24 protein-coding genes are annotated in these 25,251 nt (G+C 42.7%); 8 read left to right on the forward strand and 16 right to left on the reverse strand.

The genetic code is table 11. The annotated features are described in order from the left end of the window. Positions 1-225: a helix-turn-helix domain-containing protein gene (locus QYT14_RS13975; protein ID WP_288325708.1), complete on the reverse strand. Its 225-nt coding sequence runs from the start codon at positions 223-225 to the stop codon at positions 1-3. 265 nt (positions 226-490) lie between these two features. On the opposite strand from QYT14_RS13975, the gene QYT14_RS13980 reads away from it, so the two are divergent. From QYT14_RS13980 to QYT14_RS13990, 3 genes are all read left to right on the forward strand, one after another. Next, positions 491-661, forward strand: a complete 171-nt coding sequence (locus tag QYT14_RS13980; RefSeq protein WP_288325707.1) for a hypothetical protein — start codon at positions 491-493, stop codon at positions 659-661. Between the two features lie 337 nt (positions 662-998). Further along, positions 999-1,880, forward strand: a complete 882-nt coding sequence (locus tag QYT14_RS13985) for a BglI family type II restriction endonuclease (RefSeq protein WP_288325706.1) — start codon at positions 999-1,001, stop codon at positions 1,878-1,880. Beyond that, positions 1,877-2,833, forward strand: coding sequence for a site-specific DNA-methyltransferase (locus tag QYT14_RS13990; protein ID WP_288325705.1), 957 nt, complete (start codon positions 1,877-1,879; stop codon positions 2,831-2,833). The genes QYT14_RS13985 and QYT14_RS13990 overlap by 4 nt, the downstream gene beginning before the upstream one ends. Positions 2,834-3,204: 371 nt before the next feature. Here QYT14_RS13990 and QYT14_RS13995 read toward each other — a convergent pair whose 3' ends face one another. From QYT14_RS13995 to QYT14_RS14035, 9 genes are all read right to left on the reverse strand, one after another. Beyond that, positions 3,205-4,173: a permease gene (locus tag QYT14_RS13995; protein ID WP_288325704.1), complete on the reverse strand. Its 969-nt coding sequence runs from the start codon at positions 4,171-4,173 to the stop codon at positions 3,205-3,207. Positions 4,174-4,218: 45 nt separating this feature from the next. Further along, positions 4,219-4,668 (reverse strand): arsenate reductase ArsC, encoded by a 450-nt coding sequence (locus QYT14_RS14000; protein WP_288325703.1) that lies wholly within the window; start codon positions 4,666-4,668, stop codon positions 4,219-4,221. Then, positions 4,665-5,378, reverse strand: a complete 714-nt coding sequence (locus tag QYT14_RS14005; protein WP_288325702.1) for an aromatic aminobenezylarsenical efflux permease ArsG family transporter — start codon at positions 5,376-5,378, stop codon at positions 4,665-4,667. Before QYT14_RS14005 ends, QYT14_RS14000 begins: the two co-directional genes overlap by 4 nt. Before the next feature lie 9 nt (positions 5,379-5,387). Further along, positions 5,388-5,792, reverse strand: coding sequence for a nitrophenyl compound nitroreductase subunit ArsF family protein (locus QYT14_RS14010; RefSeq protein ID WP_288325701.1), 405 nt, complete (start codon positions 5,790-5,792; stop codon positions 5,388-5,390). 11 nt (positions 5,793-5,803) lie between these two features. After that, positions 5,804-6,034: a thioredoxin family protein gene (locus QYT14_RS14015; protein WP_237040661.1), complete on the reverse strand. Its 231-nt coding sequence runs from the start codon at positions 6,032-6,034 to the stop codon at positions 5,804-5,806. A gap of 70 nt (positions 6,035-6,104) precedes the next feature. Beyond that, positions 6,105-6,431, reverse strand: coding sequence for a metalloregulator ArsR/SmtB family transcription factor (locus QYT14_RS14020; RefSeq protein WP_288325700.1), 327 nt, complete (start codon positions 6,429-6,431; stop codon positions 6,105-6,107). Between the two features lie 80 nt (positions 6,432-6,511). Beyond that, positions 6,512-7,876 (reverse strand): TolC family protein, encoded by a 1,365-nt coding sequence (locus QYT14_RS14025; protein WP_237040663.1) that lies wholly within the window; start codon positions 7,874-7,876, stop codon positions 6,512-6,514. Beyond that, positions 7,873-11,004 carry an efflux RND transporter permease subunit gene (locus tag QYT14_RS14030; RefSeq protein WP_288325699.1) on the reverse strand — a complete coding sequence of 1,044 codons (3,132 nt, stop codon included), beginning with the start codon at positions 11,002-11,004 and terminating at the stop codon, positions 7,873-7,875. The genes QYT14_RS14025 and QYT14_RS14030 overlap by 4 nt, the downstream gene beginning before the upstream one ends. After that, entirely contained in the window at positions 11,004-12,071 is a 1,068-nt protein-coding gene (locus QYT14_RS14035) for an efflux RND transporter periplasmic adaptor subunit (protein WP_288325698.1), read from the reverse strand. The genes QYT14_RS14030 and QYT14_RS14035 overlap by 1 nt, the downstream gene beginning before the upstream one ends. 233 nt (positions 12,072-12,304) lie before the next feature. Between QYT14_RS14035 and cls the strand changes: the two genes are divergently transcribed. From cls to QYT14_RS14060, 5 genes are all read left to right on the forward strand, one after another. Further along, positions 12,305-13,561 (forward strand): cardiolipin synthase, encoded by a 1,257-nt coding sequence (gene cls / locus QYT14_RS14040; RefSeq protein ID WP_288325697.1) that lies wholly within the window; start codon positions 12,305-12,307, stop codon positions 13,559-13,561. 242 nt (positions 13,562-13,803) lie between these two features. Further along, the gene (gene metF, locus QYT14_RS14045) at positions 13,804-14,757 is read left to right on the forward strand and encodes a methylenetetrahydrofolate reductase [NAD(P)H] (protein ID WP_288325696.1); all 954 of its coding nucleotides are present in this window, start codon (positions 13,804-13,806) and stop codon (positions 14,755-14,757) included. Positions 14,758-14,766: 9 nt separating this feature from the next. Then, the gene (locus QYT14_RS14050; RefSeq protein ID WP_288325695.1) at positions 14,767-15,894 is read left to right on the forward strand and encodes a DNA polymerase III subunit; all 1,128 of its coding nucleotides are present in this window, start codon (positions 14,767-14,769) and stop codon (positions 15,892-15,894) included. Between the two features lie 16 nt (positions 15,895-15,910). Next, the gene (gene ricT, locus QYT14_RS14055; protein ID WP_288325694.1) at positions 15,911-17,386 is read left to right on the forward strand and encodes a regulatory iron-sulfur-containing complex subunit RicT; all 1,476 of its coding nucleotides are present in this window, start codon (positions 15,911-15,913) and stop codon (positions 17,384-17,386) included. Further along, positions 17,343-17,843: a gliding motility lipoprotein GldH gene (locus tag QYT14_RS14060; RefSeq protein ID WP_288325693.1), complete on the forward strand. Its 501-nt coding sequence runs from the start codon at positions 17,343-17,345 to the stop codon at positions 17,841-17,843. Before ricT ends, QYT14_RS14060 begins: the two co-directional genes overlap by 44 nt. On the opposite strand, the gene rodA is transcribed toward QYT14_RS14060, so the two are convergent. From rodA to purH, 6 genes are all read right to left on the reverse strand, one after another. Then, on the reverse strand, positions 17,840-19,294 hold the full coding sequence (rodA, locus tag QYT14_RS14065) for a rod shape-determining protein RodA (RefSeq protein WP_237040671.1): 1,455 nt from the start codon (positions 19,292-19,294) through the stop codon (positions 17,840-17,842). The genes QYT14_RS14060 and rodA overlap by 4 nt on opposite strands. Then, a complete protein-coding gene (gene mrdA / locus QYT14_RS14070) occupies positions 19,275-21,125 on the reverse strand; it encodes a penicillin-binding protein 2 (protein WP_288325692.1) in 1,851 nt (616 codons plus the stop codon). The genes rodA and mrdA overlap by 20 nt, the downstream gene beginning before the upstream one ends. Further along, positions 21,126-21,626, reverse strand: a complete 501-nt coding sequence (mreD, locus tag QYT14_RS14075; RefSeq protein ID WP_288325691.1) for a rod shape-determining protein MreD — start codon at positions 21,624-21,626, stop codon at positions 21,126-21,128. Positions 21,627-21,635: 9 nt separating this feature from the next. After that, positions 21,636-22,484, reverse strand: a complete 849-nt coding sequence (mreC, locus tag QYT14_RS14080; RefSeq protein WP_288325690.1) for a rod shape-determining protein MreC — start codon at positions 22,482-22,484, stop codon at positions 21,636-21,638. A gap of 21 nt (positions 22,485-22,505) precedes the next feature. Further along, positions 22,506-23,528, reverse strand: a complete 1,023-nt coding sequence (locus QYT14_RS14085) for a rod shape-determining protein (protein WP_005943232.1) — start codon at positions 23,526-23,528, stop codon at positions 22,506-22,508. A 91-nt stretch (positions 23,529-23,619) separates the two neighbouring features. Then, positions 23,620-25,143 carry a bifunctional phosphoribosylaminoimidazolecarboxamide formyltransferase/IMP cyclohydrolase gene (gene purH, locus QYT14_RS14090; RefSeq protein ID WP_237040675.1) on the reverse strand — a complete coding sequence of 508 codons (1,524 nt, stop codon included), beginning with the start codon at positions 25,141-25,143 and terminating at the stop codon, positions 23,620-23,622. Between the last annotated feature and the right edge of the window lie 108 nt (positions 25,144-25,251).

Genomic DNA, 25,251 nt, shown 5'->3' on the forward strand with positions numbered 1-25,251 from the left:
CTATTTGCGATTGAGTAAAGCGGCATCCACCTCCAACTTGCTGAAATAAAGATGCTTGGCATTCAGATGATAGGGAAGTTGTTTACGCTGGCAGCGTTTGCGTACTGCATCGACCGACAAGCCCAGATATTCCGCTACCTGCTTCACATTCATCACCACATCGGTGTGTCTCTCCATACGATGAATCACATCGTTCACTACTTTGATATAGTTTTCCTGTTTCATGATCGTTTTTTTAAGTGAATCTTCTCCCGATTGCGGTATCTTCAATCAGGAAGCGACACAAAAGTACAGGGCAGGTCATGCAGAATACAAAATACCCAACACTTTTCTCCAAATACTTAACTCGTATTATAAGAAAAATCTACTTCATACTCGTTTTTCATACTCGAATGACACGTTTTCATTACCAAGTGACCAAAAATGTAACAATTAGAAGTCTTTGATTCTATTAAAAAAACAGAGTAACAAGAGAAAATAGCCCCATAGAATGAACTTAAATTCAAAAAGAAATGCTACTTTTGCAGGCAAGACGGGTGAAGAGTACCCTCTGTGTGAGTTTATAAATCTGTGTTACCGCATTGTGTTACTCACTCAAATTGAACGCTATAACAAAACATCGGAAGACTCTGATACAGAAAAGATAACGCTTGATATTTAGCGATAAAAAAGGGCTAATTTCAAATACCAAGCGGATCACTTGAAAGTCAGAGAGTTACATCAAAGTAGCTCTCTTTTTTTATACCCAATTTGCGTAGGTTTACATGGTTCAGTTAAATAATTGTGGATCAATCTGAAAACCCTGTGGGTGTTTCATGTAGATTATCAAAATAGTATTATCTTTGCGTATTAGACTAAATTAGTAGTGTATCAACAAATCTCCAAACTCAAGAATAAACAGAACATTCATTGAAGGTGAAACCATACACAGCTAATAGAGTTATTGCCATTAATAACAATCAAAAAATCGAACAGTAAATACATTATCTAAACAACATATGTTCAAAGAATATATAAATAAACAGTTTACATCATATCAAAATGCTGTTGAATACTATACTATTAATCCTGACTGCATAATTAATATTGAGAAATTTGTAATGAATGAAATTCGTCATTTTATTGATTTACATCTTCCCGAAATTAAAAGAGATTATGATGAGGCATCGTATTTGTATCCCTTTTGGAAAAACTATCCTCCCCTTGATCGTGGACGAGCTCCTATTGGAGACCAATATCCTTGGATTGAGGTTGGAGAACAGGTCTTTGGTAATAAACTATCCCGTTATTTCGCGTCAAATTTTGGAATCAAAGACTCTGGATTGCCTTCTGGTTCTGATGATAGATGTATTATATCTAGTGAACGAATAAAAAAAGATCTTAGTATTACTGATTCTGTTTGGGTTTTCATTGATATTAAATCTGCTGGACCTCGTGATGATTTCAACCATGCTGTTATGTCGCCATATCAAGTTTCCGGTTCTGGAGATTGGAACCAAACGGAGGATGGAGTTTCCAATAATCCTATTTTAGCATATGGTAAAATGGCATCACATGATTTTCGATGTTCTCTTTCACCTGTTTATGTTTTAAGTGATGGAACAATAGCTCCTTTAGTTACATTTGTTATTAAGCCTGTATATAAAATGCTTTATAATGGGAATGAAACAATCGGGCAACCACTTGAAAAGATTAAAATCGCATGTATTCCTAATGGTTTACTGCTGACCCATAATCCTAATTATTTAGGGAAATATCCTGGATTGTTTTTCCCGGGAAAAGATGATAAAAGCAAGGATGCAAGGAAAATTCGTGCACGAGTTTCTTTTGATATTCTTAAAAAAATTGACTCGTGGCGTGTTGAAGAAATTTATGTTTGAAGGAATTTATGAGCACTCTACAAATTAATACGGTTTATACAGGAGATTCTTGCGAATTGATGAAGAATATCAAGCCAGAGTCTCTTTCACTTTCTTTTTGGTCTCCCCCCTATTTTCTTGGCAAAGATTATGAAAAGGATGCTTCATATGAATCTTGGCAGTCTTTGCTAAAGACTGTTATATCCCTCCACTATAATGTATTAAAGCCTGGTGGTTTTCTTGTTATTAATATTGCAGATATACTTTCTTTCCAAGACGAAAATATGCCACGTATTATGGGACTTAATCCTTCCAATCGAAAATGTGCTGTTACAAAAGAAATGATTCTTAAAGTAAAAGAGGAACATCCTGAATTTAATAGAAGGCAGATTGCAACTGTATTAAAATGCAGTGAACAAACTATTGACCGAAGATTAAATGGGAATAATATTCGTGGCGGACGATATGCAACAGGAACTCATGTAAAACTTGTAGGTGGTAATCTTGAACAATATGCATATGAAGCAGGATTATTTCTTTATGACAAACGTATATGGAAAAAAGATCCGGCTTGGGCAAATAGCAAATGGACCACAAATACTTTAAAGGCCGTTAGTGAAACCGAAGATTTATATATTTTCTGGAAGCCTGGTGAATATTTAGTAAATCGGGATAGGTTATCGTCTACAGAATGGAAAGAATGGGGACATCGACAAATATGGGAAATTCCAAGTGTACGTGCAAATAACATACATCCAGCGATGTTTCCAATAGAATTGGCCCGACGAGTCATACGCTTATTTACAGATGAAGGTGATACAGTACTAGATCCATTTCTTGGCAGTGGAACTACAGCTATCGCTGCAATAGAAACGAAAAGAAACTTCATAGGTATCGAAATGATGAAAAAATATGCAGAACTTGCTATTGCAAATATAGAAAAAGCTAAAGTAATATACCAGAACAATCGATGATTTTAAATATTAGCTATCATTTTTAATGATATATCAAATACTGAAAGTTTATAGAATCTTGTTTTGTCTGTACGAAAACTATCTTTGCTTTCGCATGCTCCATGAACAAACTACAGCAAAAGCATGTAGCAAATTAGTGGGACAATTCATGGGATATGCTTGAAGCAAAAGACATAAAGCTCTAAATATCAACACAATAACTTAGCAAAGAAAATCCTAAGCAGATCACTGAAAGACAAGTCAAAACAATACTTTAAGAAAACAACTCCTGCAATACCTTGATATTGTAGGAGTTGTTTTCTTTGTATAGTGTCCGTGACCAAAGACACGATAATTTAAGAGAACTTAAAACTCATAAGCCGACTATGGCACTATAACACAATGTTATAAAGATAACCTAATACAATAATAAATAAGGTTATCAATCCAAAGAAAATACCAATCAGCCGCCAAGTCATTACTTTTTTCAACAGCGTAGCTTCGGGCAGTGATAGCCCAACAACCGCCATCATAAAAGCAATTGCCGTTCCTATAGGAATGCCCTTAGCTACAAAAACTTCAATCACCGGCACTATTCCGGCAGCATTGGCATACATTGGAACGGCCAACACAACTGATAAAGGAACAGCAAACCAGTTATCCTTAGACATATATTGTTCAAAAAATCCTTCCGGCACATAACCGTGCATAAACGCACCAATGCCAATGCCGATAAGGATATACAGAAGTACCCCTCTGACAATCCCCCAGGCTTCTTGCATAATAATCGGCAATCGTCTAAAGAACGGAGTATGCTCTTTTTCCCATGCTCCAGAGTCGGACGTTGAATTTTGCTGTATTTGTTTTACCCAATCACTCAAATAAGGCTCCAATTTCATCTTACCCAAAATAAGTCCGCCTGTCATACCCAACAGAATACCACTAATCACATAGATAAAGGTAATGCGTAACCCAAAAGTACCAATAAACATAGCAACGGCAACCTCATTCACCAAAGGCGAAGTTATCAGATAGGCAAATGTTACTCCCAAAGGAATACCCCCTTTCACAAATCCGATAAACAGCGGTATGGAGGAACAGGAACAGAACGGGGTAATAGCACCAAATAAGGCGGCAAAGAAATATTGCAATCCATATAATTTGCGGGAAGTCAAATAATTGCGCAAACGTTCTATCGGGAAATAGGCATTAATAACACCCATTATCACGCTGATAAAAAATAATAATATCAAAATCTTTATCGTATCATAAAAGAAGAAGTTAACAGCTTCTCCTAAAGCTGTTGAAGCATCCAACCCGAAGATGTCATACACCAGCCAATCAGCAAATCTTTGTATCATAACCTTATTGTTATTTGTAATAACACGAACAACCTGTCTAAGAAATTAGCGGCTACAAGCACATTCAGGCAATTCTTGTTTTTTTATCTCCGTAATGTAGAACTTGGTAAATTCATTCTTGATTTCATTACGCACTCTTTCAAATTCACTTTTGATAAAGTCAATTGTTCCTATTGCTTCCGAGGGGTCGTCAAAACCAATATGCAACCGTTTCCCTACATTACCTGCAAAAGCAGGGCATGTTTCATTAGCATTACCACATACGGTTATCACATAATCCCATGTGTCACTTAAATAAGTTGCCACATCGGTAGGAATATGCCTACTTATGTCAATACCAACTTCTGCCATTGCTTCAACAGCCCAAGGATTAACTTTCTCTGCCGGATGCGTACCAGCCGAAAGCACTTGTATATTCTTATCAAACGATTGCAGGAAGCCATGCGCCATTTGACTGCGGCAACTATTTCCTGTACATAAAATCAAAATCCTCATATTATACCCCAATTTATCAATCCATAATAAATGCCTACCAAGAGAAACAGTATAGCTACCACATAATTGAACCACTTCTGAAAAGTCTGCACCCGATTATAAAACTTTCCTATCCCTGCTACACTGTATGCCAAGATCCAAGCAACAAGCATAACCGGAAGCCCTGTTGCCAATGCAAAAATGACAGGCAACAAATACCCCTCACTTTCCATAGCCGACATGGGAATAAGCATACCAAAATAGAATAGCCCACTGGTAGGACAAAATGCCATGGCAAACAATATCCCCAGCAACAAGCTGCCCCATGAGCCTTTTAGTTTTTCTGTCTTTTCAGTAGCGGAAAATCCGAACCTGGGTAATTGCAATTTATCGCCGAATAGCATAAACAACCCTATCAACACCAAAGCAGGAGCAAGCAGCAGTTCTCCCCATTCGCTGATACCTTTTTGTATGGCAAACATATCCGCACCTTTTCGGAGTATTGCGATAAGTATTGCGCCTAATGCGGAATAAGCCAATACACGCCCTAAAGTGTATAGAATACCATTTGTAAATATCCGGTTGCGGTTATCTATATCCTTACTGATAAATCCGATAGCGGTAATGTTGGTAGCCAATGGACAAGGACTTACAGCAGTCAGCAGACCTAGCAGAAAAGCGGTAATAACAGGTATTTCACTATTATCCAACCATGTTTGTAAGTGTTCCATAAAACTGCGTTATTTTAGCAACTGATTGATTTTCTGCTTTAATTCTTTCTTGAATGCCACTGTATTGTTTCGGGCATTTTGAAAGCCGAAGCGTGTCATATCGTTACGTTCTTCTTTGCCGTTCTTCCATTTATTAACATAAAGAGATGACCAGCTTACACGATATTTCTCTGCCAGCTTTTCACCTTCAGGAGTTGAAATATCTATTTCCTTGAAACGAAGTTTGCCATTTTTGACCAATTCCGCCAAATCTGTATCAACTACTTCTTTCGTGTGTTTCTCAATGGCTTTACAAGTCACACAACGTTGTTTCCCATGAAAATAAAGAACTTCCACATAGGTATCTGTCGCAACCTGAGCCATTCCCCAAATAGAAAACAAGCAAGCAATAGTAAGGAACAAAAAGCGTTTCATCACAATCTGATTTACTTGGTTAATACTTCTTTTACCTCTTTGGCTGAAAGTTTGCCTTTTGCCACTACTTTACCATCTACTACAAGAGCCGGAAGTGTCATTACATTGTATTCCATAATCTTCATCAAATCTTCCTCTTTGGTAACTACCGCCTCCAAAGACAATTCTTTTACTACTTGCTCAACTGTGGCATACAAGGCTTTGCAACCTGCGCAACCTGTTCCTAAGACTTTAATTTCCATAATCTATAAATTTATCACATTAAACGTAATTCGCAAAACAACGAACGTCAAGATTAAAAAAAGGGGACTATCAGCAACACTCCCCCGATTTACAGATACATTGCCCGAAAAACTCCTTAAAGAGTTCACGAGCCAGCTGCCAATTCTCCCGGTTGATGCAATATTTCACTTTAGGCGTTTCCACCTCTCCTTGTATAAGTCCGGCATCTTTCAACTCTTTCAAATGTTGGGACACCGTTGCTTTAGCGATAGGGAGCTCTTCGTGAATATCCCCAAAATAACACGCTTTCTGCTTTGCCAAAAAGTGCATAATGGCAATCCGGGCAGGATGTCCCAATGCTTTGGCAAATCTTGCCAACTGCTCTTGCGTAACTGTATAGTCTTTCTTTTCTTCCATATTTTGTATATCGTTCGCAAATATACGAACAATATTAAAAGAAACAAATTCCATTATGCTTTTTCTCATTTTTTTCCCCTTTAATCACTTGGTGACAAAGCTCCGGTAGCCTTCAGATATTCCACATAACTCAAATAGAGTCGAAAATGAGTGTCCACTTGTGTACTATAGGCCTGTTGCCATAAAGTTTGAGCTTCAAGATAATCTGATAAAGTTTCCAAGCCCACTTCATACTGCTTCTTGCTGACCCTCATGTTCTCTTCCGCTTGTTGAAGGGAACGGTCGGAAAGTTCACTTTCCAAACGGGCCTCATCCAGATTGTTGACCGCCAAAGTCAGCTCCAACAGCATTTTCTCATTCATATCAGCCTGTTCCAAGCGAGTCTGTTCCAACTTAGCTTTGGCGGCACGCACTTTATTGATACGTTCGCCAAAGTGAAAAAGAGGGACACTGACATTCAGCAAGACAGAGAATCCTCCTTTATACAAGAATGTTTCATCATTCACTTCCAAACCGTGAATATAATTATATGAGCCTTTAACGCCAACCTTAGGCAACAGTTCGCTACGGTTCAATTTCACTTGCTGTTTTGCCATGTCTACTTGTTTGTTCAAGATACCATATTCGGGACGAGCTGTAATGTCTGACACCTGCATCATCATATCCTCTTTTACCTCAGGATAGTCTCCCGAAACCTGTATATCGGCTATCAAAGGTTTTCCTATGAAATGACACAAATTCATTGTCGCCAGACGCAATGCATTCTCCGCTTTTCGCATATTGAGTTCGCTTTCATTCAATTTCACCTGCACTTTCAACACATCATTTTGAGGCTTTAACCCATGACGGTATGCACTCCCCACATTCTTATGCAACTCGGTCAGCACGGCATGATACTTATCAGCCACTTTCTTCATTTCCCTTGCTTTAACCACTTGGGCATACGCCTTATCTGTATTTAAAATAACGGTAGTAGCGGTCAAGGTTTCGTTCATCTGTGCCATCTCCTTACCCAATACAGACATTTTATAGGCTGCCGTAATCTTTCCTCCCATGTAGAGGGGTTGTTCAACTTCCACGCCACCCATATAGACAAGCCCGATTTTATACTTTAAATCAATTCCCGGGAAATAGGCAAAACCACCATTCGGCAGAAATTGGCCGGATGCATTGGGCATAAATACCGGCAGATTTCCTCCTGCTATGCCATAATGTCCGTCGGCGCTGCTATATATACCGGTTCCACCCGCTGTAATATTCGGGAAAAAGTTTCCTTTATAACTTTTGACCATATATCGTGCACTTTCCGTCTGCCGGGCAGAAGCTGCTATTTCTTTATTGTATCGAAGAGCCATCTCACGGCATTGCTCCAAACTCAATACTTCTTGAGAAAAAAGAGGCAATGAGCAAATCAAAGCACCAATCAGAATAGATATCTTTTTCATTTGTCTGTCTGTTTTATATGAAAAAATAATGCATAAAGAACAGGAATAAACAGTAATGTTATGAGTGTACCAAACAGTAATCCTCCCATGATGGCGGCTGCCAATGAACCAAACATAGCATCTGTCAGTAGAGGAATCATGCCCAGAATAGTAGTCAGAGAAGCCATCATCACTGGGCGCAAACGACTTTGCGAACTATCGATTAATGCTGTCATCGGTTCAACTCCCCGGCCTATCTGCAACGTTATTTCATCCATCAGTACAATACCATTTTTAATCAGCATACCTATCAATCCCAGCGTCCCTACTATCGCAACAAAGTTAAATGTCTTTCCGGTGAGTAGCATGACTGCTACCACTCCCACAAAAACAAGAGGAATACAACAGAAAATAATAATCGGTTTACGATAATCCTTAAACAGCATAATCAAGATAGCAATCATCAGGATAACAGCTAATGGAAAATTCTTAAACAAATATTTCATAGAATCCGTACTGGCTATCTTTTCTCCCTGCCAACACAATGTATAACCTTCGGGTAAAGGAATGTTCTCTATCTGCGAAGCAACGGCCAATCGTGCCTGTTCGGTTTCAAGTCCCGGAGCCGGAGAACACTGCACACGCTGACTTCTTTGTCCGTTATAGCGCGGCACCACAGGGTCCTCCCATCTGACGTCTACCCCTTTGCTGATTTGTTTCAATGGAGTGCTACCCATGATTCCTTCCACAAGTTCTTCTTTTGACAGTGTACCCGCTTTTAGTTTTACCATCATTTCTTCATTCAGCAGGCCATTGAGCGAAGGCAGGGAAGAGAACACCTGCGTATTACCCAAGTCTTCTATCGGGTCGCCTTCCTCATTCAGACATTTCAGATAAATTGTATTGGCATGGATTCCCTCATAGAATGAACCGATAGGGATTCCACCGGTAGCAGTCAGCAGCGAAAGGCTGACATCATTACGGCTCAGTCCTAAAGCGCGCGCAGCCGGCTGGTCGTATTCTATAGTCAGCACCGGGACTTGCGGTTCCCAGTCTGTTGTCACAAGACGTACCTCGGGGGTATTCTCCATAATATGGCGTGCACTGTCTGCCAAACGATGCAATACTGCCGGGTCAGGCCCCATAAACTGCGCCTCGATAGGGTATTTCTTGAACATCAGATTATAACGCTTCAAATTGACATAAGCATCAGGATATGCCCGTGACAGATAAGACTGAATCTCATCCATATTCTCCACCAGTTCTTCCGGTGAAGTAAAATCCACAATCAATTCCCCATAAGACAAAGAAGGATTGGCGATACTCCGTACCAAATTATAACGTCCGGGAGTTCCGCCAACAGAAGTTGTAACATGGGTTATTTCCTCCCTGCCCTTCAAATATGCCTCGATTTCCTGCAAATCACGGACAACTTGTGTAGAATTAGTTCCTTCGGGCAGTTTATACTCCATATAAAGCTGATTGTAGACCATATCAGGAAAGAATCCCTGTCTCATATAACCATAGCCCCAAAGCGACAATCCCAACAAACCGACCATGGCAAATACAAAACTCCAACGATGAGCCAGGCCAAAGCGAAGGGCAGTCCTCAAATAAGCATAAACACGTCCTTTGTACACTCTGACATTCGCCTCCCCAGTCGTTTTCTCACTTTTCAGCCTCCGGTCCGCCATCAGGGGAACATGAATCAATGCCAATATCCAACTCAACAATAACGATACTGCCAATACAATGAAGAGGTCACGCGTATAGACTCCTGCCGTATCCGGTGACATATAAATAGGCAGAAAAGCAATGATGGCAATCAGAGTGGCCCCCAGCAATGGCATCACCGTTTGTTTCCCAATGGCTGTCATTGCCTCCATGCGGGACTTCCCAGACTTCAGGTCAACCAGAATACCGTCAATAATCACAATGGCATTATCCACCAACATCCCCATTGCCAGCACAAATGCCGCCAAAGACACACGCTGCATCGTGCCACCGGCAAACAGCAGGAACAAGAACGAGCCAAACACAGTTACTATCAGGCTTATTCCAATGATAACCCCACTTTTGAATCCCATTGCCAACATCAGAATGAGCACAACTATAATTACAGACTCTATTAAGTTGATAACAAATGTACCTAACGAATCCCCCACACGTTCCGGCTGATAAAACACTTTATGACACTCCACTCCTGCCGGCAAACGATTCTCTTTCAAATGTTCCAATTTCTTTGCTACCGCATTTCCCACCTTAATGATGTCCGTACCGCTGGAGGCCGCCACCAGCAATCCCAGTGCCTGTTCGCCATCATAAAACAATTCATTGCGGGTGGGCTTCTCATAACTTTTTTCTATTCGTGCGATATCACGCAGGCGCAACTGGTCATCATCATGCCCCTGAATCAGCATATTTCCAATATCGTCCACCGTTTTAAACTTATCATTGACCGTTACACGGATACGGTTATCTCCATTCTCATAGTATCCTGTATAGGTCGTTTTGTTCTGTCCGTTCAATGTGGCAAGCACTTCAGCAGGCTTCACTCCTAAATTTGCCATTCGATCCTGCAATAAAGAGATGTTGATACATTCCGGTCTTGTGCCGTAGAGCTCCACTCGGTCCACACCCTCCAAATCACTTACCTCCCTCTTGATAAGTTCTGCATAATCAGATAGTTCCCTGCCCGTCAGTCCGTCTCCGGTCAGAGCATAGAACATCCCATATACATTGCCGAAATCATCTTTCACCATCGGTGTACTTGCTCCCGGAGGGAGCAAAGCACAAGCATCACTCACCTTACGCCGCAACATATCCCAACATTGCTCCACATCCTCATCCTTAACCGTGCTCAACAATTCTATCTGAATAATAGACAAATCATTATAAGAATAACTCTCCACATTGTCTATATTGCCCATTGTACGAATCTTTTTTTCCAGCACATCCGTCACTTCCAATTCCACCTGATGTGCCGATGCTCCCGGATAAGTAGTGACCACCATAGCCAGTTTCACTTTAACTTCCGGGTCTTCCAGCTTACTCATCTCATAGCAAGAATAAACGCCCCCCAAAAGAAGCACAGCCACCAGAAAGTAAACCAAGTTCCGATTCTGAAAAGCCCATTTACTAATATCCATCACAGCAGCCCTCCTACATTAGTTGATGTAACTGGCGGTAAAGGTTTCACCGCTTCTCCGTCCTCTATGTGATGTGCCCCCGATGACACAACAAGTTCGCCCGGTTGCAATGCATCCGAAGTTATCACACTCCGTCCGTTGGTCAACAGCCTGAGTACAGTCACCTCACAGCTTCTTACCGTTCCTTTCGACGAATCATAAACAAACACCATTGCCTTTCCGTCTTTCCGCAAAACAGCCCCGCTCGATACAGACAAAGAACGAGTGTCACCTGCACTGCAGACAATAGTAACCATTGTATTCATTCCCGGAGAAGGAGAAGGACTGCCATCCGGAACAATTCTCAGTCTCATGGAATACAACTGATTAGCGTTTGCCTTAGGGGTAATGCTGATACATTCCAAAGGATAAATCTCACCCGGATAAATATCAAATGTAGCATGATAACGGTTGAACTGTGTGCGGCGGATATACTCTGCTGCCGGAAGGTTTATTTCCACCTCCGGCGCACCCAGACTAATCATCGAGATAACCGGCATCCCTGCCCCTACCGTTTCATGTTCATCAAACAAATGCTTTTGTACGAATCCGTCAAACGGAGCATAGAGACGCGTATATTCCAATTGGTCTTTGTGATGTTGATACTTAGCTGTTATCTGCTTCAGTCCATACACAGCCTTGTCATTGGCATTGGGTGTAGTGCCATTGTCCTTATAAAGGGCCATCACACGTTCAGCCTCAGCTTTGACCTGCTGATACTCGGCTTCAGTCGCTTCCAGTTGTATCCGATAATCAGTAGGGTCAAGCTGTGCCAACAACTGGCCTTTCCTCACCCGGGCTCCGTCTTCCACACATATTTTGCCTATCGTTCCGCTTACCCTAAAAGATAAGCTGACATCCTGAGCAGCTTTCACTTTTCCCGGAAATTGCAAAGTAGTTTGCCCTTCAGCAGAAAGGATTGTATCTATCTTCACTGTCTGCACTCTTTGAGTCTCTTTGGTATTATGACTGCAAGAAGCCGACATGACCATGAACGCACCTAATATAACAGGATAAAATAGTTTCATAGATTTAAGTTTTAGTGTTTTCCTGCAAATTTACCTTACTTAAATGAAGTAAAAAAGGTCTATATGCTAAATTAACTGTTCTATTTGTCAACTTCCCCCATAAATCAGCACAAAACAAGAAGAAAGCCCTTTCGATTTGCCTGTTCTATTTCACGCTTTTAAGTATAAATAATGCCGATATCTTGGTCATCTTTAGAATAATAGATACCTTTGCGACCTTAATTTCAAAAGCAATGAAAATCAATATAGCCAGGCATACTTATCTAACAATTCTTTTCATACTATCCCTTTCCTGTTGCGGAACAGTCCGTGCGCAAGAGGCAAGCAGCGATTCTATTGTAATCAGTTACCTGAAAGAATCAGGTATTCCCATCACCCAAAACAATCAACTGAAACTATTAAAAAGCGGACGTACCAAATTTATCGACCTCTTTGAAGAAATAAGGAAAGCCAAACATCACATCCATCTGGAATACTTTAACTTCCGCAATGACTCAATTGCCAATGCTCTGTTCGACTTATTGGGCGAAAAGGCAAAAGAAGGAGTGGAAGTACGAGCCATGTTCGATGCTTTCGGCAACCTGTCAAACAACAAGCCCCTGAAGAAAAAGCATCTGAAAGCCATCCGCAAGAAGGGAATTGAGATTGTGAAGTTTGATCCTTTCAAGTTTCCGTACATCAATCACGCCCTTCATCGCGACCATCGCAAAATAGTAGTAATAGACGGCAAAGTAGGCTATACCGGAGGGATGAATATAGCCAATTATTACATTAAAGGATTACCCGAAATAGGCGATTGGAGAGACATGCATGTCCGCATCGAAGGTGATGCCGTTAATAACCTTCAGGATATCTTCCTGACCATGTGGAACAAAAGTACCAAACAGCATATCGGAGGGCCGGCATATTATCCTTTGCGCAACGATTCCATTGACACAAGTGGCAAGAGTGTGGCGATAGTCGACCGGGTACCTCGGAAAACTCCCAAAATAATGCGCCGCATGTATGTCAAGTCGCTGGATGCCGCACAACATAAAGTGCAAATCGTGAATCCCTATTTCACCCCTACCCATAGCATAAAGAAAGCTATCAAGCGAGCTTTGAAACGTGGCGTAGAAGTGGAAATCATGATTCCGGGAAAATCAGATATTCCCTTTACCCCTGATGCGGCATTCTATACCTCAAACAAGCTCAGAAAAAAAGGAGCCGAAATCTATATCTACAACGGAGGGTTCCACCATTCCAAAATCATGATGGTAGACAGTTTGTTCTGTACCGTAGGCAGCACCAATTTAAATAGTCGGAGTTTGCGTTACGACTACGAGGTAAATGCTTTTATCTTTGACAAAGGAACAACCCATGAATTGAGCAACATGTTTGAAAACGACAAGAAAGACAGCACACTACTCACCAAAGAAGAATATAAAAAACGCTCCGGTTGGAAACGTTTTGTAGGCTGGTTTGCCAATCTGTTTACACCGTTCCTTTAAGCAGACCATAGTTTCATTCAGTTTTATCAGGTTGAAACGTTTCAACCTGATAAGGTTTTATTTACCCTCATGAAAACTGCAGTTCTGTGCCGATGATTTTTTCCCTACCACATGGTTTTCACATTATTATAAGGCAGAGATAAAATAAATCCCCTTTTCACCTCCTTAAACTACAATATTTTTCTTATTTTTGCCCAAATATGTAATTTTGCCGGAGAAGGCACAAGAGACGAGATATAAGAATGAGAGTAGTTGACTTAATAAAAAGTACCGATAAAACGGCTTTTTCTTTTGAGATATTGCCCCCGCTGAAAGGGACAGGCATTGAAAAGCTTTATAAGACGGTGGATACTTTGCGTGAATTTGATCCTAAATATATCAACATCACCACCCACCGCAGCGAATATGTATATAAAGACCTTGGAAATGGTCTCTACCAACGCGCACGGTTGCGTCGCCGTCCCGGAACGGTTGCGGTAGCCGCCGCACTACAAAATAAATACAATATCACAACTGTGCCGCATATCCTATGTAGCGGCTTTACCCGTGAGGATACGGAATATGTGCTGCTGGACTTGCAGTTTTTGGGTATTACCGACCTGTTGGTATTGCGTGGTGACAAAGCCAAGCACGAGTCTGCATTCGTTCCCGAAGGAAACGGATACAGTCATGCGCTGGAACTGGAAGGGCAGATTAATGATTTCAACAAGGGAGTATTCGTCGATGGTTCTCCCATCAAAGTGACAGGAACACCGTTCAGCTACGGAGTGGCCTGTTACCCCGAGAAACACGAGGAATCGCCCAACATGGAGCAGGATATTTATTGGTTGAAGAAAAAAGTGGAAGCCGGTGCTGAATATGCCGTAACACAAATGTTTTATGACAACCGTAAATACTTTGAGTTTGTGGAAAGAGTCCGTAAGGAAGGTATCAACATACCTATCATACCGGGAATCAAACCTTTCGGTAAGTTATCTCAATTGAGTATGATACCGAAAACGTTCAAGATTGATCTTCCGCAAGAATTGGCCTCGGAAGCCGTGAAATGCGAGACTGATGAAGAAGCGCGTGCCCTTGGCGTGGAATGGTGTATCCACCAATGCCGCGAATTGATAGCACACGGTGTGCCGAGTATCCATTTTTATACGGTAAGCGCCGTAGAAAGTGTAAAAGAAGTAGCAAAAGTAATATATTAATATAGACAGATGTTTTTTAAAGATGTAATAGGACAGGAAGAAGCAAAACAACGGCTCATTGCCGAGGTGAAGGAGGGAAGAATTCCCCACGCACAACTGATTTGCGGTCCCGAAGGCACAGGAAAGTTGCCTTTGGCAATAGCCTATGCCCGTTACATTTGTTGTGAGAACCGTGGAGAGCATGACGCTTGCGGCGTATGTCCCAGTTGTGCCAAGTTCAATAAACTGGCACATCCCGATTTTCATTTTGTTTTCCCTGTCATCAAGAAGAAAGCCGGAAAAGATACGGTGTGCGACGATTTCATCTCGGAATGGCGCCAGTTTGTGATGAACAACCCTTATTTCAGTCTTAACCATTGGTTAAAAGAAATGGGCGCTGAAAATCAACAGGCACAGATTTTTGTTAAAGAGAGCGACGAGATTATGCGCAAGCTCAGTTTGAAATCCAGTCAGGGAGGCTATAAGGTAATGATTATCTGGTTGCCCGAGAAGATGAATGTGGAATGTAGCAACAAGTTGCTCAAACTGTTGGAAGAGCCGCCGATGCAGACCGTTTTTCTCCTTGTGTCGGAAGAGCCGGACGCGCTTTTGCAAACGATTCAAAGCCGGACGCAACGGTTCAACATCCACGGTATCGACGAAGCAGAGATAGCCAAAGTGCTGCAAAGCAAATACGGATTGCAGACACAAGACGCCGATGATATTGCCCATCGCTCGGAAGGTAATTTCCTGAAAGCACTGGAAACCATTCACCTGAGCGAGGAAAACAAACTGTTCTTCGAACTGTTTGTCAGTCTGATGCGTCTGTCCTATCAGCGAAAGATACGCGACATGAAACGATGGAGTGAAGGAGTGGCAGGCATGGGACGCGAACGACAGAAAAACTTCCTTACTTATTGCCAGCGCATGATACGTGAAAACTTCATGTTCAATTTCCGCCAACACGACTTGGTGTATATGAGCAATGATGAACAAAACTTTTCCACTCGTTTCGCTCCGTTTGTCAATGAGCGTAATGTGATGGGAATTATGGAAGAACTAAGTGAAGCCCAGCAACATATAGAGCAGAATGTGAATGCCAAAATGGTGTTTTTTGATTTCTCGCTAAAAATGATTGTGCTGCTGGTGCAGAAATAACATATATATAACAACTATGGATAATGAGTTTAAATTGAAAAACGGAAGCGGCTGTTTGTATTGCAAAGGCTGCGGACGACAGGATAAACAACTGAATACCTACGACTGGCTGGCTGATATTCCCGGAAACGCCGAGGAACAGGAGATGGTCGAAGTTCAGTTCAAGAATACACGCAAGGGATATTTCAAGAACAGCAATAAGTTGAAGCTGGACAAAGGCGATATTGTTGCTGTAGAGGCAAGTCCCGGACATGACATCGGAGTAGTGACGCTGACCGGACGGCTTGTTCCGTTGCAAATGCGCAAGGCGAACCTGAAACCGGATGTCGAAATCAAACGTATCTACCGCAAAGTGAAACCGGTGGATATGGAGAAATATGAAGAAGCGAAAGCCAAAGAACATGATACGATGATTCGTTCGCGACAAATCGCGCTTAATCTGAATCTGAACATGAAGATTGGTGATGTGGAGTATCAGGGAGACGGCAACAAAGCCATTTTCTACTACATTGCCGACGAACGTGTTGACTTCCGCCAATTGATTAAGGTATTGGCGGAGACGTTCCGTGTACGCATCGAGATGAAACAAATCGGTGCACGGCAGGAAGCCGGGCGCATCGGAGGTATCGGTCCCTGCGGCCGCGAACTGTGTTGCGCTACATGGATGACAAACTTTGTCTCTGTTTCCACCAGTGCCGCCCGCTATCAGGATATTTCACTCAACCCGCAGAAGTTGGCAGGACAATGCGCCAAGCTGAAGTGCTGCCTCAACTATGAAGTAGATGCCTATGTGGAAGCACAGAAACGCCTGCCAAGCAAGGAAATCACACTGGAAACCATCGACGGCACTTTCTATTTCTTCAAGGCTGATATTCTGAAAGGTACCATCACCTACTCCACTGATAAAAACTTCATGGCAAATATCGTGACGATTCCCGCGCGACGCGCCTTTGAAATCATAAATATGAATAGACGTGGCGAAAAACCGGAAAGCTTGCTGGAAGCAGCCAAAAAGAATGAGCCGCAACAGCCTGTCGACTTAGTGGAACAGGAAAGCCTGACTCGTTTTGACAAACGTAAAGGCAATAATAACAACCGCAAGAAAAAGAGGAAAGGAGAGAGCAACGGCAATAACGAAGGTGCTACTACCAACGGCAACAAACCGCAGCAGCCCAGAGACAGTCAGCCGAAGGGAGAAGGTCGTCCGCCAAAAGCAGAAAACAGACCTCCCAAAGCAGAAAATAGACCTCCCAAAGGGGAAGGCCGTCCGCCAAGAGGCGAAGGCAGACCACCGCGTGAGAACAAAGAAAACAGACCTGAAGGAAGACGTAACCGTGAGGACGGACGTGAGCGCAACCGTAACAACCGACGTCCCGGTAATGGTGAGAACACCACTCCCACCAACAATAAAAACGGAAATAATAACGGTAACAATGCCCAGACTCCGAATGACAAACCCAAACCGCAAGCTCCTGTGGCCGACAAAGAATAAAATAGCCTGCCTGCCGATAGTATGTCTGCTATTGGCCGCATGTAACAGCAATACAGTTTATCACTCTTACCAATCCATCCCCACAATGGGATGGAGTAAGGGTGATACTCTTGTTTACACCCTCCCGACCTCAATACCCACAGGAACGTATAAGATGACTATCGGTATCCGACATCAGGAAAACTACCCTTATCGTGATTTATGGCTGGGTATCAGTCAAAGTGCAAAAGACACGCTCACCTATTCCACTGATACGCTGCAACTGTTCCTTGCCGACGAAACGGGAAACTGGAACGGAGACGGCCCCGGCGGATTGTATCAATTCACCCGGCTCTATACTCCTTCTTTTACAATCGCCCAAGACAGTGCTTCCAGAAGTATCCGTATCGTTCATATCATGACAGACAATCCACTGAAAGGAATCAGTGATGTCGGAATCCGTTTGGAAAAACCTTAATGGCTTCCTCGTGCCGAGTCAATGCGCAAGAACACAAAGAGTAGGATGGTAAAGCCCCACAAAGAAGAACCTCCATAACTGAAGAAAGGCAATGGAATACCAATCACCGGCGTTAATCCGAGTACCATTCCTATATTAATAAAGAGATGAAACAGGAAAATGCTCAGCACCGAGTAACCATATACACGCCCAAAACGTGTATGTTGTCTTTCAGAAATCACTATCAGCCTTAAAATTAAGGCCATAAAAAGCAGTAAAACAACGGCAGAGCCCAAGAAGCCTTCCTCTTCACCCACCGTACAAAAAATAAAGTCCGTATCCTGTTCGGGAACATATTTCAACTTTGTCTGTGTTCCATTCAAAAAACCCTTCCCCAACAGTCCGCCCGAACCGATTGCAATCTTGCTTTGGTTCACATTATATCCTGCCCCAGCCAAGTCCTCTTCCATTCCCAATACCACTTTGATACGCACTTGTTGATGGGGTTCGAGCACATTCTCAAACACATAGTCGGCAGAGAAAAGAAAACCCACAGAGCCAATGGCAAACAGGGCAATATAGAAATAATTACGCATACGCTCGCGCATGGAAAGAAATATAAGGTAGAAGACCAATGCCACACACAGTCCGTATTGGAACCACGTAATATCAAAAGGAATCACATAATAAGAAAAAAGTAATGCCAGTAGGGTACCTCCTGCACCAAAACCAAGAATATACCACACCACCGGCTTCTTTTTACAATAAGAATTAACCAGCAAAGCAGACAGCACGGTTATCAGCAACAAGACCGAAAACTCTCCAACCGATGTACAGTCATCCACCATCATCTCCTGACTGAAACGGATACCGACTACAAAATAAACCACGGCACAAATTCCGGCAAACAGAATGGAACCGGGCATTCCTTCTCTGTATAACATAAAGAAAAATGCCAGATAGACCAATGCAGAACCCGTTTCCCGCTGTAATACAATAAGCAGCATGGGCAACAATATCATTCCCACTACCGGAAGAGAATACTTCAACTTACTCATCGTAAACCCATAGACGTTCATAAACTTAGCCAAAGCCAAGGCTGTAGCAAACTTAGCAAACTCTGCCGGCTGCAAACTGACAGGGCCAAACTTAATCCATGAATAGGAACCTTTTGTATCCTCCGCCAGGAAGGGAGTGGCAAGCAACAGCAACATCATTGCCCCATAAAAGATATAGGCAAACATATCATAAAGCTTGTCTTCGAGCATCAACAAAATAAAGCCCAACCCCAATGAACAGGAAATCCACACCAACTGCTTGCCGGCACGCGTATCGAAGCTGAAGAAGTCCATCTCACCATAGTCATAACTAGCTCCGCATACACTGAACCATCCGAAGATAACCAATGCTAAATAGATACAAATAGTCATCCAGTCTATCGATTTCAACATGTTATCGCTCGTGTATGCCATAATCTATCCTCCTGTTTTGTATATCATTCGCTTTCACTTCACTGTCAGGCGACAATCCTCCTTTCAAATACTGTTCCATCATCAGTGCTCCGATAGGCACTCCATATACTGCACCAAATCCTCCATTCTCCACATAAACCGCAATGGCTATCTTCGGATTATTCATCGGAGCAAAGCCCATAAAAACAGAATGGTCTTTACCCCTGTTTTGTGCCGTACCGGTTTTACCGCAAACTTCTATGCCGGGAATATTGGCTCCCCGACATGTACCGCCCAATACAGCCGCACGCATACCTTGCACCACCGTTTCATAGTGTCGGCCACTCACTTTCGTATAATGTTTCGTGCTATACAACGTATCCAACGGTTCATCTTCCACCTCCTTCACCACATGAGGAGTAACATAGTAGCCACGATTGGCTATTGTCGCTCCCAAATTGGCTATCTGCAACGGAGTCAAAGTCACCTCTCCCTGCCCGATGGCAATACTGATGATAGTCAGTCCGTTCCAAGAGCCCCGATAATTCTTGTCATAATATTCAGCATTCGGAATCATTCCCCGCTTCTCTCCCGGAAGGTCTACACCCAACGGATATCCGAACCCCATCGAAACCATATAGTCACGCCAGGTAGACATCGCCTTCTGCACCGAACCGTATTTCTTCTTGGCTCCTATCATGTGATACAGTCCCCAACAGAAATAAGCATTACACGAAGTGGCAATAGCCGGAACCAATGCCAAAGGAGAACCGTGGGCATGGCAACCTACACGAAGACCCGCGTGTACAAATCCGTGATAACAGGAATAGGGTGTCTCGGGTACAATAATACCTTCCTCAAGAAAAGTGAGCGCCTGCGATGTCTTAAAAGTAGACCCCGGCGGAAACTGTCCCATAATAGCACGGTTCAATAGAGATTTCCAACTATCGCGCGCCAAATCCAAATGGTTTTTTCCTCGTTGGCGTCCCACCATCAGCCGAGGGTCGAAAGTGGGTGAAGACACCATACATAATATCTCCCCCGTTTCGGGTTCGATAGCGACAATACTTCCTATTTTCCCTTCCAAGAGTCGTTCGCCAAGCATCTGAAGCTCCACATCAATTCCCAATTTCAAATTCTTGCCCGGCACAGGAGTCTTATCATATTTTCCGTCCATATAACGTCCCTGAATACGCCCGCGAGCATCCCGAAGCAGTATTTCCACTCCTTTTTCTCCACGCAACTGTTTCTCGTAAGAGCGTTCCACCCCCTGTTTACCGATAAAATCACCACGCACATAATAATCATCCGCCTCTATATCCCGCTTGGAAACTTCAGCAATGTCACCTAAAACATGAGCGGCTGAATTATAATTATATTGTCGGATGGTGCGCCTTTGAATATAAAAGCCGGGAAATTTAAACAGCTTTTCCTGAAACACTCCACATTCTTCGGCAGACAGCTGGGTCATAAAAACCTGATGAGTATAAGGAGAATACCCCGGATTAGAACGACGGTCCCTTATTTCACGAATACGCCTTTTAAAGTATTCCGGAGTAATATTCAAGGTCTGACACAAGTCAAGTGTATCAAGATTTACCACTTCTTTCATCACCATGGTGACATCGTATGCCGGCTGGTTGTAAACCAATAATTTCCCATTACGGTCATACATCACACCGCGGCTAGGATATTGTGTCTTGTTCAGAAAAGCATTGCTGTCCGCATTCTTTTTATAGTCTTCGCTCATAATCTGCAAAGTGAAAAGACGTATCAGGTAAATCAGTACAATAACAACGACCGACCCACCAATCACATATTTCCGCTTCTCCAGATTATAATCTCTTTCCACTTATTTCTTCCTCCTTATTGCCTCTGCACATAATATACAAACAATTGTAATGGAGGCATCTGTCAATATTTTCAATAATAATACAGGCAGATTAAAGAACGAGAAAGTATCTATCACCAGCAAGATGGTACAAAACAAGAACGTACACAACAGAATATACCGGATGTAAGGAAAAATGCCCATACTCTTAACGCCCGGCTCAAAGTCTTCGGCACTGTCACGCAATGTCACCAGCCTGAGGATAGGCTCACGCATAAAAGCCAGTACCGTAGCTGCAGCAGCGTTCATACCGGGAGTGTTACTGAAAATATCGACAGACAATCCGAGCAAGAATGACCATACCATCAATGTATTACGGCTCACACCCGAATTATACTTCAAAATAAAATAAATAAAAAAGAAAGGAGTGGCATATCCATTTATATGCATACGATTTAACACCAGCACTTGCAACAGCACCAGCCCGACAAACCACTCTATTCTTTGCAGGTAAGTAATCATCAGTCCACTCTACTTATTCGTTTTAACCTGTTTCTCTAACTCCAACTGTTCTTCCTGCCCTTTCTTCGCAATGACACGGACGTCATTCAGACGAGCAAAATCAGTAAATAGCTTAACTCTCAACAAGTAAGACAGGCCATCATGACTATCGGCTATATCATCTACCGTCCCAACCGGAATTCCTGACGGAAACACGGCACTGTGTCCGCTTGTCACAATGGTATCTCCCAAAGAGAATAATGAATGACGGGGCATATCTTTCACATAAGCATACTCAGACGAGCCGCCGTCCCATTTCAAGAAGCCGAAGTAATCACTCTTCTTGATTTTACAGCTAATGCTGCTTTTCGAATTCAAAACAGGAATAACGATGGAGTGATGAGAAGAGGTAAGATAAACAATACCTACCACACCACTTCCGTTCACTACACCCATTTCACTGCGCACACCGTCTGCCGTTCCCTTGTTTATAGTAATATAATTATCGGCATGGGTAATGCTATTATTAATAACACTCGCCTTGAAGATGTCATATTCCTGCAAGGCTTCCTGCTTCATCTGTTCGATGCCACTGCTGTCTCCCGTCGCTTCCGTCAGGGTTTTACGGAGGCGTTCCACTTGCAGTTCCAGTTCTACATTTTTTTGTACCAATTCATCATTGATGGTTTTCAAATGAAAATATCCGGTGACATTATTGGCTGCATCATACACCGCACCGGCAAGCCGATTGGCAGAGGTAAAGAATGCACTTCCCTGATAACTGTTGAAACGGAATAATAAAGCAAAACTGATTACCTCCAGTAAAACAAAGAGGAACCAGTAATTGTACTTTAAAAAGAAATTCAGCAGATTTCTCATCTTTATTTCTTCATTAGTCTCTTATCGCATCAAGAATGAGAAACGGTCTACATTCTTCAGCGCAATGCCTGTACCTTTGGCAACACTCAGCAAAGGATCTTCGGCTATATGGAACGGAATATTAATCTTGTCGGTAAGACGTTTGTCCAAGCCACGTAATAAAGCACCGCCCCCTGCCAAATAAATACCATTCAACACGATATCGGCATACAGTTCTGGAGGAGTCTGCTCCAATGCGCTCAGGATGGCTGTTTCAATCTTGGCAATGCTCTTTTCCAAACAATGTGCCACCTCCTGATAATTGACAGGCACTTCCATAGGAAGGGCAGTAATACGGTTAGGACCACGGACAATATAATCTTCGGGAGCATCATCGCCTAAATCAGTCAATGCCGCACCTACATGGATTTTGATACGTTCCGCCATACGTTCACTCACCTTTACATTATGCTGACGGCTCATATATTCCTGAATATCGGCAGTCAGATCATCACCAGCAATACGAATAGAGTTGTTCGACACGATGCCGCCCAATGAAATAACAGCAATTTCGGTAGAACCTCCACCTATATCGACAATCATATTTCCTTCGGGTGCTTCCACATCGATACCAATACCGATAGCAGCAGCCATAGGTTCAAAAATCAAATAGACATCACGTCCGCCAGCATGCTCCGCACTATCGCGAACGGCACGGAGTTCGACTTCCGTACTTCCCGAAGGCACACCGATAACCATACGTAATGAAGGAGAGAAGAAACGATTGCCCATGTTTACCTTCTTAATCAAACCGCGCATCATTTGTTCGCAAGCGTTAAAGTCGGCAATCACACCATCACGCAAAGGACGTACTGTGCGAATATTCGGGTTCTCTTTCTCATACATCATTTTAGCCCGTTCGCCTACGGCAATCATCTTGTCAGTGCGACGGTCGAGTGCAACGACCGAAGGTTCGTCCACTACAATCTTTCCATTATTCAATATGATGGTATTGGCAGTGCCAAGGTCCATCGCAATCTCTTGTGTAAAGGAGAATAATCCCATAATTTTTATTTAGTTGACAGGTACAATGGGAGGATGTGTCAAAGCCGGAATCAGTTATCTTCCTTTTGACACACCCTCTCAAACTATTATATTAGTGTTTAAAATGACGGATTCCGGTAGTGACCATGGCTACTCCATGTTCATTGCAATACTGGAACGTCAATTCGTCTTTTACAGAGCCTCCCGGCTGGATAACAGCTTTCACACCTTCCTTGTCGGCGATTTCCACACAATCGGGGAAGGGGAAGAAAGCATCACTTGCCATTACTGCGCCATGCAGGTCAAATTCAAATGATTTGGCTTTTTCGATAGCTTGCTTCAGGGCATCCACACGTGAAGTCTGTCCAACACCGCTTGCCAGCAATTGTTTGTTTTTAGCCAAAACAATAGCATTGCTCTTACTGTTCTTCACTATCTTGTTGGCAAACAGCATATCTTCCACTTCGGCAGCCGTCGGAGCTTTCTCGCTTACCTGTTTCAAATCGGCAGCAGTTTCCACATCCAAGTCTCTCTCCTGAACCAACACACCGTTCAACAAAGAACGGAACTGTTTCTTAGGTAACTTAGCTTCCTTGCGTACCAAGATAATGCGATTTTTCTTCTGTCCCAGAATTTCCAATGCATCCACATCATAATCGGGAGCTATGATAACCTCAAAGAAAAGCTTGTTGATTTCTTCCGCCGTTTCCTTGTCAATCACTGCATTGGTAACCAATACACCACCGAAAGCTGAAACCGGATCGCCAGCCAAAGCATCCTTCCATGCTTCGAGAACGGTAGGACGTGAAGCCAGACCGCAGGCATTGTTATGTTTCAGAATAGCAAAAGTAATTTCATCGAATTCATCAATCAAATCAACGGCGGCATTAATATCCAGCAAGTTGTTGTAAGAGATTTCCTTTCCGTGAATTTGGTCAAACATAGCGTCCAAATTACCATAGAAATAACCTTTTTGATGCGGATTTTCACCATAACGAAGCTGCTTTTGATCTTCCACCGCACAACGGAAAGCAGAGCCTTCGCCACCGTCAAAGTAATTGAAGATAGCCGAATCATAATGAGATGAAACGGCAAACGCTTCCTTGGCAAACCAACGACGTTCTTCTTTTGAAGTAGTAGCGCCATGTTCCAGCAACATATCGCGGAACGGTTTGTATTGTGCCTGGCTAGCAATAATTACCACATCATTAAAGTTCTTTGCAGCAGCACGTATCAATGAGATACCGCCTATATCTATTTTCTCGATAATAGCCTGTTCCTCGGCACCGCTGGCAACAGTTGCCTCAAACGGATACAAATCAACGATAACCAAGTCTATTTCGGGAATTTCATATTTCTCAATCTGTTGCATATCCTGTTCCAGACCGCGACGGCACAGAATTCCTCCGAAAACTTTCGGATGCAGTGTCTTTACACGTCCGCCCAGAATAGAGGGATAAGTAGTCAGGTCTTCTACCGCTTTGCACGGGAAGCCCAGTGATTCAATAAACTGTCGTGTTCCGCCTGTTGAGAGGAACTCTACTCCTTCTTCGTGTAGTTTGGTAATAATCTCGTCCAAACCTTCCTTGTGATAAACCGATACCAATGCGGTTTTTATTCTCTTAGCCTCTGACATTTTTAATAGATTAAGTATTTGGGCTACAAAGGTATGAATTTTCAGTTTATATCTTCCACACAAAAAGGTGAAATATTATTTATCGACTCATATTTGTCCTAAAACTCG

The organism is uncultured Phocaeicola sp. (assembly GCF_948499155.1).
GTDB classification, from domain to species: Bacteria; Bacteroidota; Bacteroidia; order Bacteroidales; family Bacteroidaceae; genus Phocaeicola; species Phocaeicola faecalis.

Coding starts and splice junctions, on each gene's coding strand:
- QYT14_RS14000 (WP_288325703.1), bottom strand. CDS start 4,668: ATGAGGATTTTGATTTTATGTACAGGAAATAGTTGCCGCAGTCAAATG.
- QYT14_RS14005 (WP_288325702.1), bottom strand. CDS start 5,378: ATGGAACACTTACAAACATGGTTGGATAATAGTGAAATACCTGTTATT.
- QYT14_RS14030 (WP_288325699.1), bottom strand. CDS start 11,004: ATGGATATTAGTAAATGGGCTTTTCAGAATCGGAACTTGGTTTACTTT.
- QYT14_RS14020 (WP_288325700.1), bottom strand. CDS start 6,431: ATGGAAGAAAAGAAAGACTATACAGTTACGCAAGAGCAGTTGGCAAGA.
- QYT14_RS13980 (WP_288325707.1), top strand. CDS start 491: ATGAACTTAAATTCAAAAAGAAATGCTACTTTTGCAGGCAAGACGGGT.
- QYT14_RS14035 (WP_288325698.1), bottom strand. CDS start 12,071: ATGAAACTATTTTATCCTGTTATATTAGGTGCGTTCATGGTCATGTCG.
- purH (WP_237040675.1), bottom strand. CDS start 25,143: ATGTCAGAGGCTAAGAGAATAAAAACCGCATTGGTATCGGTTTATCAC.
- cls (WP_288325697.1), top strand. CDS start 12,305: ATGAAAATCAATATAGCCAGGCATACTTATCTAACAATTCTTTTCATA.
- rodA (WP_237040671.1), bottom strand. CDS start 19,294: ATGGCATACACGAGCGATAACATGTTGAAATCGATAGACTGGATGACT.
- QYT14_RS13985 (WP_288325706.1), top strand. CDS start 999: ATGTTCAAAGAATATATAAATAAACAGTTTACATCATATCAAAATGCT.
- QYT14_RS13975 (WP_288325708.1), bottom strand. CDS start 225: ATGAAACAGGAAAACTATATCAAAGTAGTGAACGATGTGATTCATCGT.
- QYT14_RS14015 (WP_237040661.1), bottom strand. CDS start 6,034: ATGGAAATTAAAGTCTTAGGAACAGGTTGCGCAGGTTGCAAAGCCTTG.
- QYT14_RS14060 (WP_288325693.1), top strand. CDS start 17,343: ATGACAAACCCAAACCGCAAGCTCCTGTGGCCGACAAAGAATAAAATA.
- mreC (WP_288325690.1), bottom strand. CDS start 22,484: ATGAGAAATCTGCTGAATTTCTTTTTAAAGTACAATTACTGGTTCCTC.
- QYT14_RS14025 (WP_237040663.1), bottom strand. CDS start 7,876: ATGAAAAAGATATCTATTCTGATTGGTGCTTTGATTTGCTCATTGCCT.
- ricT (WP_288325694.1), top strand. CDS start 15,911: ATGGATAATGAGTTTAAATTGAAAAACGGAAGCGGCTGTTTGTATTGC.
- QYT14_RS14010 (WP_288325701.1), bottom strand. CDS start 5,792: ATGAAACGCTTTTTGTTCCTTACTATTGCTTGCTTGTTTTCTATTTGG.
- QYT14_RS14085 (WP_005943232.1), bottom strand. CDS start 23,528: ATGGGATTATTCTCCTTTACACAAGAGATTGCGATGGACCTTGGCACT.
- mreD (WP_288325691.1), bottom strand. CDS start 21,626: ATGATTACTTACCTGCAAAGAATAGAGTGGTTTGTCGGGCTGGTGCTG.
- QYT14_RS13995 (WP_288325704.1), bottom strand. CDS start 4,173: ATGATACAAAGATTTGCTGATTGGCTGGTGTATGACATCTTCGGGTTG.
- QYT14_RS14050 (WP_288325695.1), top strand. CDS start 14,767: ATGTTTTTTAAAGATGTAATAGGACAGGAAGAAGCAAAACAACGGCTC.
- metF (WP_288325696.1), top strand. CDS start 13,804: ATGAGAGTAGTTGACTTAATAAAAAGTACCGATAAAACGGCTTTTTCT.